This window comes from Pseudoxanthomonas sp. LjRoot206, from assembly GCF_056175725.1.
In genome coordinates this window covers 197,394-211,116 of record NZ_JBGFFI010000004.1, presented here as the reverse complement: position 1 = coordinate 211,116, position 13,723 = coordinate 197,394, and the positions used below count along the sequence as shown (strand labels likewise).

Below are 13,723 nucleotides of genomic sequence, written 5' to 3'. Positions count from 1 at the left end.
GGTCATGGCTTGTGGCCTAGTGTAATGACCGCGGACGGCGGCTAGCATCGCGGGTTCTGCAGGCCCATTAAGTATTCAAAGGAGTCTCCGATGTCCGTGTCCCGCCGGCCCCGTGCCGCCCTGCTTACCGTCGCCCTGTCCGCCGCTGTCGGAGGCCTGGCGTACGCCCCGGCTGCCACGTACGCGAAGCCGGCCGTCGGTGCGGACATCGTGATCCCCTACGAGGAGTTCACCCTGCCCAACGGCCTGCGGGTGATCGTGCACACCGACCGCAAGGCGCCGATCGTGGCGGTGAACATCTGGTACCACGTGGGCAGCAAGAACGAGACCCCGGGCCGCACCGGCTTCGCGCACCTGTTCGAGCACCTGATGTTCCAGGGCAGCGAGAACCACGACGGCGAGTTCTTCACCCCGTTCGAGCTGGTCGGTGCCACCGACCAGAACGGCACCACCAACCAGGACCGCACCAACTACTTCCAGAACGTGCCGACCACCGCGCTCGACATGGCGCTGTGGATGGAATCCGACCGCATGGGCCACCTGCTCGGCGCGATCGACCAGAAGGCGCTCGACGAGCAGCGCGGCGTGGTGCAGAACGAGAAGCGCCAGGGCGAGAACCAGCCCTACGGCCGCCGCATCAGCGCGCGCATGTTCGAGGCCCTGTACCCGGCCGGGCATCCGTACAGCTGGCAGACCATCGGCTCGATGGCCGACCTCGACGCCGCCACGCTCGACGACGTGAAGACCTGGTTCCGCAGCTGGTACGGCCCCAACAACGCGGTGCTGGTGCTGGCCGGCGACATCGACGTCGCCACCGCCAAGGACAAGGTCGCCCGCTACTTCGGCGACATCCCGGCCAGCGCCACGCTGGCGGACATGAAGACCAACATCCCGACCCACGCCAAGGACACCCGCGAAACCATCCCCGACCGCGTGCCGCAGGTACGCGTCTACCGCGCCTGGCCGGTGGCCGAGATGGGCACGAAGGACGCCACGCTGCTGGACCTGTTCGCGCAGGTGCTCGGCGGCAGCGCCGCCTCACGCTTCGACACCCGCCTCGTGCATGGCGACAAGATCGCCGACCAGGCGACCGCCTACCAGTGGAGCAGCGAGATCAGCGGCACCTTCTTCCTGATGTCCACGGTGAAGGAAGGCGTCGACCCGGCCAAGGTCGAGGCGGCGCTGGACGAGGAACTGAAGCGTCTGATCACGCAGGGGCCGACGGCCGAGGAGCTGGAGCGCGCCCGCGTATCCGGCGTCGCCGGCTTCGTCCGCGGCATCGAGCGCATCGGCGGTTTCGGTGGCAAGTCCGACGTGCTGGCCTCGTGCGCCGTCTACCAGACCAAGCCCGACTGCTACAAGGAAGACCTCGCCATCTACAACAGCGCCACGCCGGCCGAAGTGCAGGCCGCGGCGAAGAAGTGGCTGAGTGGTGGCTCGCACACCATCCTGGTCCAGCCCAGCGAGACGCCGGCGTCGGCGCTGCCCGAGACCGTGTTCGCGGCACCCGCCACCACGCCGGCCGCCACGCCGAAGGTGGATCCGAAGTTCAAGACCATCGCCAGCACGGTCGATCGCAGCGCCGGTGTGCCGAAGACCACGACCTTCCCCGACCTCAAGTTCCCCGCCGTGCAGCGCGCCACGCTGTCCAACGGCATGCAGGTCGCCCTGGCCGAGCGCCATGAGACGCCGGTCGTGCAGTTCAACGTCGAGTTCCCCGGTGGCTATGCCGCCGACGTCGGCAAGAAGCTCGGCACCGCCAGCTTCGCGCTGCAGATGATGGACGAGGGCGCCGGTGACTACAGCGCGCTGGAGTTCGGTGCCCGCAAGGAGGCGCTGGGTGCGGAACTGACCACCGGCGCCGGGCTGGATTCGGCCTCGGTCGGCCTGTCGGCGCTGACCGACAAGCTCGCACCCTCGCTGGACCTGCTGGCCGACGTGCTGCGCCGTCCGACCTTCGCCCCGGCGGAAATCGAGCGCGTCCGCGCCACTTGGATCGCCGGCATCAAGCAGGAGAAGGCGCGTCCGCAGACCGCCGCGCTGCGCACGCTGCCGCCGCTGCTGTACGGCACGGGCCATCCGTACGCGATCCCGTTCACCGGTTCGGGTACGGAAGCGTCGATCGCCTCGCTGAGCCGCGACGACCTGGTCGCCTTCCACCGCGACTGGCTGCAGCCGGACCAGGCCCGCATCACCATCGTCGGCGACACCACGCTGGCCGAGATCGTGCCGCTGCTGGAAGCCCGCCTTGGCGACTGGAAGGCCGCACCCAACGCGCCCAAGCTGGCCGCCGTGCCCAAGGTCGCCAACGCCACCAAGCCGCGGGTGTTCCTGATCGACCAGCCGGGCGCCATCCAGTCGAACGTCTACGCCGCGCAGCTGGTGCCGCCGACCGGCGATGCCGGCACGATCGATTTCGACTTCGCCAATGGCGTGCTCGGTGGCCAGTTCACCTCGCGCCTGAATTCGAACCTGCGCGAGGACAAGCACTGGGCGTACGGCTCCTACAGCGGCGCGCGCAACAGCCTGGGCCAGCGCCCGTGGTGGGCCAGCGCCGCGGTGCAGAGCGACCGCACGGCCGACTCGATGAAGGAACTGCAAAAGGAGATCAGCCAGTTCGCTACCGGCCAGGCGCCGGCCACGCCGGACGAGATCACCAAGGTCCGCGCCGCCAACACACTCGAACTGCCGGGCGCCTATGAGACCGCGTCCGCCGTGCTCGGCCAGATCGCCTCCAACCAGCGCTACGGCCGGCCGGACGACTACATCGTCCAGTACAAGGCCCGCAACGAGGCCATCGGCGCCGCCGATGTCGCCAAGGCCGCCGGCACGCTGTCGCCGTCCGCGCTGACCTGGGTGGTGGTGGGCGACCTGTCGAAGGTGGGCGAGTCCGTCCGCGCGCTGCAGCTGGGCGAAGCGGTCGAGCTGGATGCCGACGGCAAGATCAAGAAGTAAGCGTGTCCTTGACGCCGCCCCTTTCCGGAGGGGCGGCGCATGGCCCGGAGCGATTCATCCGGGATCGGCCAGAATGGCTCCGACTCACACTTCTAGGTGACCCCGATGCGTCTTGTCCTGTTGGCCGCTGCCTCCACCGCTCTGCTCTCCGCCTGCACTTGGGTGCACCTGGCGCCCAGCGCGAAGAACGTGCGGGTCGTGGCGGCCGGCGCCATGCCCTCCGGCTGCGAGAAGCGCGGCGAGGTGTCGGTGTCGGTCAAGGACAGCGTGGCGTTCTATGACCGCAACACCCTGCGTGTCCGGGACGAGCTGGAAACCCTGGCCCGTAACGAAGCGCCCGGCCTGCAGGCCGACACCCTGCAGCCGCTGGGCGATCCGGCCAACGGTGAGCAGCGGTTCGCGGCCTATCGCTGCGGCCGCTGAAGTGTGATTTGAGTCACATTTGAGGTTAGGCGCAGCTGGCCCCCTGCGCCCGTAAAGATGCGGTGAAGGCGGGAAGCCGTTACCCTTGTCGGCCCCCTCGCCTGAGCCTTGGCGCTAACCTCGATGCTCTTCAAGAATGTCTCCATCGCGGGACTGGCGCATATCGATGCGCCGCACACGCTGACGTCCGCCGAAATCAACGCCCGTCTGCAGCCCACGCTCGACCGCCTGGGCATCAAGACCGACGTGCTGAACGACGTGGCCGGCGTGCATGCGCGCCGCCTGTGGGATGCCGACGTGCAGGCCTCCGACGCCGCCACGCTGGCCGCGAAGAAGGCGCTGCTCGACGCCGGCATCGGCGCCGACAAGATCGGCCTGGTGGTCAACACCTCGGTCAGCCGCGACTACCTGGAGCCGTCCACGGCCAGCATCGTCTGCGGCAACCTGGGCGTGGGCGACCACTGCCAGACCTTCGACGTGGCCAACGCCTGCCTTGCCTTCATCAACGGCATGGACATCGCCGCCCGCATGCTGGAGCGCGACGAGATCGACTACGCGCTGGTCGTCGACGGCGAGACCGCCAACCTGGTCTACGAGAAGACCATCGAGCGCCTCAACGCGCCCGACGTCACCGAGCAGCAGTTCCGCGACGAACTGGCCGCGCTGACCCTGGGCTGCGGTGCCGTGGCGATGGTGCTGACGCGCCGCGCGCTGGCCCCGGAAGCCCCGCGCTACAAGGGCGGCGTGACCCGCTCGGCGACGGAGTGGAACAAGCTCTGCCGCGGCAACCTGGACCGCATGGTCACCGACACCCGCATGCTGCTGATCGAGGGCATGAAGCTGGCCACCAAGACCTTCGCCGCCGCCAAGGTCGCGCTGGGCTGGGCGGTGGACGAACTGGATCAGTTCGTCATCCACCAGGTCAGCCGTCCGCACACGCAGGCGTTCGTGAAGTCCTTCGGCATCGACCCGAAAAAGGTCATGACCATCTTTACCGAGCACGGCAACATCGGCCCGGCCAGCGTGCCGATCGTGCTGAGCAAGCTCAAGGAACTGGGCAAGTTGAAGAAGGGCGACCGCATCGCCCTGCTCGGCATCGGCTCGGGCCTGAACTGCACGATGGCCGAGGTGGAGTGGTAGGTCGGCAAGGCCGCGCAACCCGTTCTCGAGAGTGAACGGGCATTCATGTAGAAATTTTATTTATTTTTGGACATGAGTGAAGCATCATGTCGATACCGTCGACATGAAACGCTAGCGGCCATGGATCCGAGGACGCCTTACAACGATCTGCCGCCGCTTCCTCCTCCGGTAGAGCTGGAGACGCGCGATCTCTTGAAGGCCTGCATCGATGCTCACAAAGCATTGGCAGGGTTGAGGCAGGCAACGGGGCATCTGCCGAATCCGGCAGTGCTGATCAATACCATCCCGATTCTCGAAGCCCAGGCCAGCTCGGAGATCGAGAACATCGTCACCACGACCGACGAGCTGTTCCGGTACGCGGAACATATGGACGCAGCCAGCAGCGCGACAAAGGAAGCCCTGCGGTATCGCAGCGCCCTGTACGAAGGCTTCCATTCCCTGACGCAGCGTCCACTGTCCACCACCACCGCAGAAGTGGTCTGCACGCGCATCAAGGGCGTGCAGATGCAGGTGCGAAAGGTGCCAGGCACAGCACTCGCCAACGCGCAGACCCAGGACGTGATCTACACCCCGCCCGTGGGCGAGCCCCTGTTGCGCGAAAAGCTCGCCGAGTGGGAACGCTACATCCATGAACAGCGCGACATCGACCCGCTGATCCGCATGGCGGTGGCGCACTACCAGTTCGAAGCTATCCATCCCTTCACCGACGGAAACGGCCGTACCGGGCGCGTACTCAACCTGCTGATGCTGGTAGAGCAGGACCTTCTGGACCAACCGGTCCTGTACCTGTCCAAGTACATCATCGAGCGCAAGGCCGACTACTACCGGCTGCTGCTGGCGGTGACGCGCGATGGCGCCTGGGTGGAATGGGTGGCCTACATGCTGGATGCTGTCGCCGATACCGCACGCTGGACCACGGCCAAGATCGATGCCATCCGTCGGCTCTACGAGGACGCCTGCGAATGGATCCGGACGCAACGTCCCAAGGTCTACAGCCGTGAACTGGCGGACGTGCTGTTCAACCAGCCCTATTGCCGCATCCAGAACGTGGTCGATGCCGGCATCGCCAAGCGCGAAACCGCAGCGCGTTACCTGCGCGAACTGGTCGACATCGGCGTGTTGCAGGAGCGCCGGATGGGGAAAGAGAAGCTGTTCCTGCACCCGGCGTATTTGAGCCTGCTTTCCAGCAATAGCCACGACCTGAAGCAATACGCGTTGCCGGCGGGGACGCCTTCCTGGTGACGGGTCACGCTGTCTTTTCAGTGGTTCGCAAGCGCTTCGACGCCAACTTCACGTACCCGCCCGCGCTCCGCAGCAAGCTTCAGAGCGCAGACGCCTTCAGTAACGACAGATTACGATTCCCATGAACCTTCCCGGCTATCCCTCACATCCGAAGCGCTTCGAGGTCCGTCCGGGCCTGTCGATGAATTACCTTGACGAAGGCCCGCGCGATGGCGAGGTGGTGGTGATGCTGCACGGCAATCCGTCGTGGAGCTATTACTGGCGCAAGCTGGTGGCCGGTCTTTCAGACAAGTACCGCTGCATCGTGCCCGACCACATCGGCATGGGCCTGTCGGACAAGCCGGACGACAGCCGCTACGAGTACACCCTGAAGTCGCGCGTGGACGATGTCGCCGCGCTGCTGCGTCATCTGGGCATCACCGGTCCGGTGACGCTGGCCGTGCACGACTGGGGCGGCATGATCGGCTTCGGCTGGGCGCTGTCGCACGCCACGCAGGTGAAGCGTCTGGTCGTGACCAACACCGCCGCCTTCCCGATGCCCGCGGCGAAGGCGATGCCGTGGCGGATCGCACTCGGCCGCGACTGGGCGGTCGGCGAATGGATCGTCCGCGGCTTCAATGCGTTCTCCGCCGGCGCCTCGTGGATCGGCGTGGAGCGGCGCATGCCGGCCGACGTCCGCCGCGCCTACGTGTCGCCGTACGACACCTGGGCCAACCGGATCGCCACCATCCGCTTCATGCAGGACATCCCGCTCGGCCCGCAGGACAAGGCGTGGCCGCTGCTCGACGCAGCCGGCAAGGCGCTGCCGTCGTTCGCCGATCGCCCGGTGTTCCTGGGCTGGGGCCTGAAGGACTTCGTGTTCGACCAGCATTTCCTCGACGGTTTCCGCGCCGCGCTGCCGAACGCGGAAGTGCATGCGTACGAGGATGCCGGCCACTACGTGCTGGAAGACAAGCACGAGATCCTGGTGCCGCTGATCCGCGACTTCCTGGACCGTCATCCGCTGGCGTGATCCCTTCTCCCTGCGAAAGCGGGGAGAAGGTGCCGAAAGCCTGCCCCGTATTTGATACGGGGGCGGATGAGGGGCGCTCTTGCTGTTGCATGGCGAGGGGCTCGCTGCGCACGCCTCCCCTCATCCGGCGCTTCGCGCCACCTTCTCCCACAAGGAGCGAAGGGTCAAAACTCGGGCAACGGGTTCTTCTCGGCCTCCACCACGCCCACCCAGTCCGCCTCGATCAGCAGCGGCAGGCCATGCGCCAGCCTTGCCTTGTCGCATTGCGCGCTGCGCTCGCCGAACTCCAGCGACGCCGGCACCAGCGCGCATACCGACGGGCGCCGGTCGTGGATGGTGCAGCGGCTGTAGCGGCCGATGTCGGCGTCCAGCGCCACGCACCACGGGCTCTTCTGCGAGGTGCCGCGCATCACGCGCTCGTGCACGCGCAGCGGCTCGGTCAGCTCGATCGGCACCACGCCGCCCTGGTCGGGGTCCGCCTCGCTCCAGTGGAAGCTGACGCGGAAGTGGGCGCAGCAGGCGCCGCAGGTCAGGCAGGGGTGCATCGGCGTGGGCTGGCGTCGGGGCGCGGGCGGGACGCGCATTCTGCCAACGCCGGCGGCTGACGCAAGTACCGTCCAGCGGCGACAATGGCCGCATGACCGATCCGTGCAACATCGCCGCCAGTCTTCCGCGACTGGCCCGCGAGCAGCCAGACCGCGTGGCCATGCGCTGTCCCGACCGCGCCGGCCGTTACACCCGCGAGCTCACCTACGCGCAGCTGGATGCGCGCAGCGACGCCATCGCCGCCGGCCTGGGCGCGTACGGCATCGGCCGTGGCACGCGCACCGTGGTGATGGTGCGGCCCACGCCCGAGTTCTTCCTGCTGATGTTCGCGCTGTTCAAGGCCGGCGCCGTGCCGGTGCTGGTCGACCCCGGCATCGACCGCCGCGCGCTGAAGCAGTGCCTGGACGAAGCCGAGCCCGACGCGTTCATCGGCATCCCGCTGGCGCAGGTCGCGCGTTGCGTGCTCGGCTGGGCCAGGTCGGCGACGAAGATCGTCACCGTCGGCACGCGCTGGGCCTGGGGCGGCACCACGCTGGCGAAGATCGAGGCGCGCGGTGCCGGTGCGGGGCCGCAGCTGGCGGGTACGTCGCCCGACGATGTCGCCGGCATCCTGTTCACCAGCGGCTCCACCGGCGTGCCGAAGGGCGTGGTCTACCGCCATCGCCATTTCGTCGCGCAGATCGAGTTGCTACGCAACGCGTTCGGCATGCAGCCCGGCGGCGTCGACCTGCCGACGTTCCCGCCGTTCGCATTGTTCGACCCCGCACTCGGGCTGACCTCGGTGATCCCCGACATGGATCCCACCCGGCCGGCCAGCGCCGATCCGGAAAAACTGCACGCCGCCATCGCGCGCTTCGGTGTCACCCAGCTGTTCGGCTCGCCCGCCTTGATGAAGGTGCTCGCCGACCATGGCCAGCCACTGCCCACGGTGCAGCGCGTGACCTCGGCCGGCGCGCCGGTGCCGCCGGAGGTCGTCGCGAAGATCCGCACGCTGTTGCCCGAGACGGGTCAGTTCTGGACGCCGTACGGCGCCACCGAATGCCTGCCGGTCGCCGTCATCGAAGGACGCGAACTGGAAGCCACGCGCGCGGCGACCGAAGCCGGTGCCGGCACCTGCGTCGGTCGCGCGGTGCCGCCGAACGAGGTCCGCATCATCCGCATCACCGACGATGCCATCGCCGACTGGGCCACCGTCGACGTGCTGACGGATGGCGAGGTGGGCGAGATCACCGTCGCCGGTCCCACCGCCACCGATACCTATTTCCGCCGCGACGCGGCCACCCGCATCGCCAAGATCCGCGAAACGCAGGCCGACGGCAGTGAGCGCATCGTGCATCGCATGGGCGACGTCGGCTGGTTCGACGGCGAAGGCCGGCTGTGGTTCTGCGGGCGCAAGACGCAGCGCGTGGAAACCGCCGACGGCCCGCTCTACACCGAACAGGTGGAGCCCGTCTTCAACACCCATCCGCAGGTGCGCCGCACCGCGCTGGTCGGTATCGGCGAAGCGGGACGCCAGCAGCCCGTGCTCTGCTACGAACTGCAGCCCGGCATCACCGCCGAGCCTGCTCACCTCGAGGCCGAGTTGCGTGCGATCGCGGCGCGCCATCCGCACACCGCCCGCATCACCGCCTACCTGCCGCATCCCGGCTTCCCGGTCGATATCCGCCACAACGCCAAGATCGGCCGCGAGAAGCTGGCCGTGTGGGCGACCACGCAATTGGAGCAACACGCATGAAGATCCTCGTCACCGGCGGCGGTGGTTTCCTCGGGCAGGCGCTGTGCCGTGGCCTGGTCGAGCGCGGACACGAGGTCATCAGCTTCAATCGCGGACATTATCCGGTGCTGCGCGAGCTGGGCGTTGGCCAGGTGCAGGGCGATCTTGCCGACGGGCACGCGGTGATGCATGCCGCCGCCGGCATGCACGCGATCTTCCACAACGCGGCCAAGGCCGGCGCATGGGGCAGCTACAAGAGCTATCACGATGCCAACGTCGTCGGCACGCAGAACGTGCTGGACGCCTGCCGCGCGCACGGCATCGGCCGGCTCGTCTACACCTCCACACCCAGCGTGACGCATCGTGCGACGCATCCGGTGGAAGGCGGCAGCGCGGCGGACGTGCCGTACGGCGAAGGTTTCAAGGCGCCGTACGCCACCACCAAGATGATCGCAGAGAAGGCGGTGCTGGCCGCCAACGACGCCACGCTGGCGACGGTGGCGCTGCGTCCGCGGCTGATCTGGGGCCCGGGCGACCACCAGATCCTGCCGCGGCTGGTGGCGCGCGCACGCGCCGGCCGCCTGCGCATCGTCGGCAGCGGCGAGAACCACGTCGACACCACCTACATCGACAATGCCGCGCAGGCGCACTTCGATGCGTTCGATCATCTCGCGCCCGGCGCGGCCTGCGCCGGCAAGGCCTACTTCATTTCCAACGGCGAGCCGTGGCCGATGCGCAAGCTGCTCAACGCGCTGCTGGAAACCGCAGGCGCGCCGCGTGCCGACAAGCAGCTGTCGTTCACCGCCGCGTACCGCATCGGCGCGGTCTGCGAGACCCTGTGGACCGTGCTGCCGCTGAAGGGCGAGCCGCCGATGACGCGTTTCCTGGCCGAACAGCTCAGCACCGCGCACTGGTACGACATGGCACCGGCGCAACGCGACTTCGGCTACGTGCCGCGCGTGTCGATGGACGAGGGCTTCGAACGCCTGCGGACGTGGTTGCGTAACAACCCTGTGTAGGAGGGGCTTCAGCCCCGACCGTATCGTCGACACACGGTGAACCGTCATCAGGCGGGTCACGCTCCGGAGAGCGCCTAGTCGCATCGGTTGCGTCGAACTCCATGGTGGAGTGCGTCGGGGCTAAAGTCCCTCCTACAACCTGCAAGCCGCCTTCACGCACGGATCACGACGCTTAAGCCCGTCCATATGGCGCCGCGCGACGCTCACGCGCCCGTGACTCCCCGCATTCCAGCATGGCCCACGCCACTTCCGGCTGTACCACTGGCCAGATGCCAACAAAAGGAGTTTCCATGCTGCGCTACGCCGTCATTTTCTTCGTCATCGCGCTCATCGCCGCCGTGCTGGGTTTCAGCGGCATCGCTGGCGCCGCCACCAACATCGCGTGGGTGCTGTTCGTCGTCTTCGTGATCCTGGCGATCATCTCGCTCCTGCGCGGCAAACGCGTCTGACGCCACACCGTCTCTCCCCGCCGGGATGGCAGGATGCCATCGAGCCCGCCCCGAGCCCGCACGACGCAGGCGGAAGGGCGGGCGGGGCATCCAGGCTTTGCCGCTAGAATGGCGGCATGGACCTGTCTCCGTTCGACGCTCTCAAGCCCCTCGCCGGCCGCGCGCTGGAAGCCGCGCTCAACCAGGCGCTCGCGCTTGATCCCGACACCTCCGCGGCCCTGTTGCCGCTCGAAGGCCGTCGCATCCAGTTGAAGGTCGATGTCCCGCCGCTGGCGATGGACATCATGGTCGGCGGCGGTCGCCTGCAGGTGGGTCCTGCCAGCGAAGTGCTGGAAGCCGACCTTGCCGTGCGCAGCACGCTCGGCGGCCTGCTCGGACAACTGCCGTTCTTCCGCCGCGACCACGCCACGCCCGTCGGCAAGGTCAAGGTATCGGGCGATGCCGATCTCGCGCGCCGCCTGCAGACGCTGGCCACCCGCTTCGATCCCGACTGGTCGCTGCCGTTCACCCGCGTGTTCGGCGACGTGGTCGGCGTGCAGGTCGCGAATGCGGTGCGCGCTGGCCTGCAGCAGGCGCGCAGCGCCGCCGGCAACCTCGCCGAAAGCGCGGCCGAGTACGTCACCGAGGAATCGCGCGACGTGGTCGGTCGCGACGAGCTCAACGCCTTCCACGACGACGTCGATGCCATCCGCGACGACGTCGAGCGCATGGCCGTGCGTGTCGGCCGCCTCGCCGCGCGCGTGGAGCACCGCGCATGAAGTCGGTGCTCCGGGCCAGCCGCATCGGCCGCGTCCTGCTCCGCTACCGCCTCGACGACCTGCTCGATGGTACGCCGGTCGAACGCTGGTTGAAGCTCGGCCGTCCGTTCGTGCCGCGCGCCTCGGCCGAGATCGCTGCGCAGCCGCGCGGTGCGCGTCTGCGCCTGGCGCTGCAGGAGCTCGGCCCGATCTTCGTCAAGTTCGGGCAGATCCTGTCCACGCGACGCGACCTGATCCCGCCCGATATCGCGGAAGAACTGACCCTGCTGCAGGACCGCGTCGCCCCGTTCGACGGCGATCGCGCGCGCGCGCTGGTCGAGGAAGAACTCGGCCGGCCGATCCATGAGGCGTTCGAGCAGTTCGACACCACGCCGCTGGCCTCGGCGTCCATCGCGCAGGTGCACGCGGCGACGCTGCCCGGCGGGCGCGAGGTGGTGGTCAAGGTACTGCGCCCCGACATCCGCAAGCAGATCGCCGGCGACATCGCGCTGCTGGAGAGCATTGCGGCCATCGTCGAGCGAGCGCATCCGAATGCCGACAAGATCCGCCCGCGCGAGATCGTGGCCGAGATCGAAAACACGCTGGCGGCCGAGCTCGACCTGCAGCGCGAGGCCGGCAACGCCAGCCTGCTGCGACGCAACTGGTCGGACTCGCCGGACCTGTACGTGCCCGAGGTGATCTGGTCGCACACCGCCGAACGCGCGATGACGATGGAGCGCGTGCGCGGCATTCCGTCCGACGACATCGCCGCGCTCGACGCCGCCGGCATCGACCGCAGGGCGCTCGCCGCCAAGGGCGTGCGCGTGTTCTACCAGCAGGTGTTCCGCGACAATTTCTTCCACGCGGACGCGCATGCCGGCAACATCTGGGTCGATCCGGAACGCAAGACCGATCCGCGCTTCATCGCGCTGGACTTCGGCATCATGGGGCAGCTGTCGCGCGACGACCAGTACTGGCTCGCCGAGAACTTCATGGCGATCTTCAACCGCGACTACCGCCGCATCGCCGAACTGCACGTGCAGGCCGGCTGGATGCCGTCGCATATCCGCATCGACGAACTGGAAGCGGCCGCGCGTGCGGTGTGCGAGCCGTACTTCACCCGCCCGCTCAGCGAGATCTCGCTGGCCGAGGTGCTGGCCAAGCTGTTCCGCACCGCGCAGCGCTACGAGCTGACGCTGCAGCCGCAGCTGATCCTGCTGCAGAAGACCTTGCTCAACATCGAAGGCGTGGGCCGCCAGCTGGATCCGCAGATCGACATCTGGGCGGTGGCGCGCCCGGTGCTGGAGCGCATCCTGCTGGAACGCTACAGCCCGCAGCGCGCCGCGCAGGAATTCCGCAAGCGCCTGCCGGAGATCATGACCCACGCGCCGGACATGCCGCGGCTGGTGCATGCGTGGCTCAGTCAGCAGGTCGAAGGCCGGCACGAGCTGGCGCTGCGTTCGAAGGACCTGGCCGACCTGGCGCAGACGATGAAGGGCATGCAGCGACGCGTCGTCGCCGCGATCCTCGGCGTCGGCCTGCTGATCGTCGCGGCCGTGCTGTACGCGCTGGAAGCGGGTGGGCCGAGCCTGTTCGACGTGCCCGCTGCTGCATGGATCGCCGGCATCGGCGGCCTGTGGGCGCTGCTGGCGGCGTGGCCCAGGCGCTAGGCGAACGAGCCCCACGGTGTCCTTGCTGCGCGTCGCCGTGGTTAGCGTGATCGATGATGGCTTTCCCTGTCGGGTCGAGTTCGATATCCAGGATGCGGCGGGGCATCGGCACCGATGCGTCGACAAGGCGCCGGTGGTCGGTTATCAGGGGCAGTCTCTGCCCTGCGACCTATGGATTGCATGCCTCGTGGTTCGCACGCTGGCACACGGTGCGAAAGGCGACTGTACCGAGGTCGACACCTCGCCTTGGGGGATCGATAGCGACGAAGGCGTGAGCCGCTTTGTCGTGGGCGCATCGCAGGTGGACGCTTCGTCCTCATCCCCTGCGGGGTAAGCCTCGCTTGCGGCCCCACATCAGCCACCAGCCCAGCCATACCTGCAGCGGCAGGGTCAGCAGGCAGGCGAGGGTGAACCAGCGGGGGAAGTCGTCCCACGCGATCCATGTCACGACCGCGCCCAGCGTCATGTACAGCGCGAAGAACGCCCACGCATGCGCGGTCTTGGCCACGGCGGCCAGGGCCACCATGAGTGCACTGCCCGTGATGCCGGCCAGGATCACCCACGCAAGGTCGTAGGCCAGGCGCACATCGCTGCCCCGCGGCAGGGACAGGAGAGGCGCGAGTTCTCCGCCGATCTGGTTCACCAACGGCAATGCGTACAGCGCCGCGATGAAGGCGACCACGCTGCGCAACGCGACGACCGCGCGGTTCTTCATGTGTCCGTCCCCATGTGCATGGACGCATTGAAGCACGCCTGTTGCGCGCGTTGACGCGATGGCAACGATTCCTTCGCATGCCGTACGCGGCGGTGGAACTA

Annotated in this window: 13 protein-coding genes; 11 read left to right on the top strand and 2 right to left on the bottom strand. The window is 67.9% G+C overall.

Going from position 1 to position 13,723, the window contains the following annotated elements:
• Window positions 1-90 precede the first annotated feature (90 nt).
• The 5 genes from AC04MD_RS14015 to AC04MD_RS13995 all read left to right on the top strand — a co-directional run bounded on the left by AC04MD_RS14015 (window position 91) and on the right by AC04MD_RS13995 (window position 6,772).
• Complete coding sequence (locus AC04MD_RS14015; RefSeq protein ID WP_475497887.1) at window positions 91-2,955, top strand: M16 family metallopeptidase; 2,865 nt, start codon at window positions 91-93, stop codon at window positions 2,953-2,955.
• A gap of 105 nt (window positions 2,956-3,060) precedes the next feature.
• Window positions 3,061-3,378 (top strand): DUF4156 domain-containing protein, encoded by a 318-nt coding sequence (locus tag AC04MD_RS14010; protein ID WP_475497886.1) that lies wholly within the window; start codon window positions 3,061-3,063, stop codon window positions 3,376-3,378.
• 123 nt (window positions 3,379-3,501) lie between these two features.
• A complete protein-coding gene (locus AC04MD_RS14005; RefSeq protein WP_475497885.1) occupies window positions 3,502-4,518 on the top strand; it encodes a 3-oxoacyl-ACP synthase III in 1,017 nt (338 codons plus the stop codon).
• A 120-nt stretch (window positions 4,519-4,638) separates the two neighbouring features.
• Window positions 4,639-5,760, top strand: coding sequence for a protein adenylyltransferase Fic (gene fic / locus AC04MD_RS14000; RefSeq protein WP_475498170.1), 1,122 nt, complete (start codon window positions 4,639-4,641; stop codon window positions 5,758-5,760).
• 121 nt (window positions 5,761-5,881) lie between these two features.
• Window positions 5,882-6,772 carry an alpha/beta fold hydrolase gene (locus AC04MD_RS13995; protein WP_475497884.1) on the top strand — a complete coding sequence of 297 codons (891 nt, stop codon included), beginning with the start codon at window positions 5,882-5,884 and terminating at the stop codon, window positions 6,770-6,772.
• A gap of 164 nt (window positions 6,773-6,936) precedes the next feature.
• On the opposite strand, the gene AC04MD_RS13990 is transcribed toward AC04MD_RS13995, so the two are convergent.
• Window positions 6,937-7,317 carry a YkgJ family cysteine cluster protein gene (locus AC04MD_RS13990; RefSeq protein ID WP_475498169.1) on the bottom strand — a complete coding sequence of 127 codons (381 nt, stop codon included), beginning with the start codon at window positions 7,315-7,317 and terminating at the stop codon, window positions 6,937-6,939.
• 92 nt (window positions 7,318-7,409) lie between these two features.
• Between AC04MD_RS13990 and oleC the strand changes: the two genes are divergently transcribed.
• From oleC to AC04MD_RS13960, 6 genes are all read left to right on the top strand, one after another.
• A complete protein-coding gene (gene oleC / locus AC04MD_RS13985; protein WP_475497883.1) occupies window positions 7,410-9,053 on the top strand; it encodes an olefin beta-lactone synthetase in 1,644 nt (547 codons plus the stop codon).
• Window positions 9,050-10,051 (top strand): 2-alkyl-3-oxoalkanoate reductase, encoded by a 1,002-nt coding sequence (gene oleD / locus AC04MD_RS13980; RefSeq protein WP_475497882.1) that lies wholly within the window; start codon window positions 9,050-9,052, stop codon window positions 10,049-10,051. The genes oleC and oleD overlap by 4 nt, the downstream gene beginning before the upstream one ends.
• Before the next feature lie 290 nt (window positions 10,052-10,341).
• The gene (locus tag AC04MD_RS13975; RefSeq protein ID WP_146388387.1) at window positions 10,342-10,500 is read left to right on the top strand and encodes a DUF1328 domain-containing protein; all 159 of its coding nucleotides are present in this window, start codon (window positions 10,342-10,344) and stop codon (window positions 10,498-10,500) included.
• A 116-nt stretch (window positions 10,501-10,616) separates the two neighbouring features.
• Window positions 10,617-11,258 (top strand): ubiquinone biosynthesis accessory factor UbiJ, encoded by a 642-nt coding sequence (locus AC04MD_RS13970; RefSeq protein WP_475497881.1) that lies wholly within the window; start codon window positions 10,617-10,619, stop codon window positions 11,256-11,258.
• A complete protein-coding gene (gene ubiB / locus AC04MD_RS13965) occupies window positions 11,255-12,907 on the top strand; it encodes a ubiquinone biosynthesis regulatory protein kinase UbiB (protein WP_475497880.1) in 1,653 nt (550 codons plus the stop codon). The genes AC04MD_RS13970 and ubiB overlap by 4 nt, the downstream gene beginning before the upstream one ends.
• Window positions 12,908-12,923: 16 nt before the next feature.
• Complete coding sequence (locus AC04MD_RS13960; protein WP_475497879.1) at window positions 12,924-13,241, top strand: hypothetical protein; 318 nt, start codon at window positions 12,924-12,926, stop codon at window positions 13,239-13,241.
• Here AC04MD_RS13960 and AC04MD_RS13955 read toward each other — a convergent pair.
• The gene (locus tag AC04MD_RS13955; RefSeq protein WP_475497878.1) at window positions 13,224-13,622 is read right to left on the bottom strand and encodes a hypothetical protein; all 399 of its coding nucleotides are present in this window, start codon (window positions 13,620-13,622) and stop codon (window positions 13,224-13,226) included. The two genes, AC04MD_RS13960 and AC04MD_RS13955, sit on opposite strands and share 18 nt — an antisense overlap.
• Window positions 13,623-13,723: the final 101 nt, after the last annotated feature.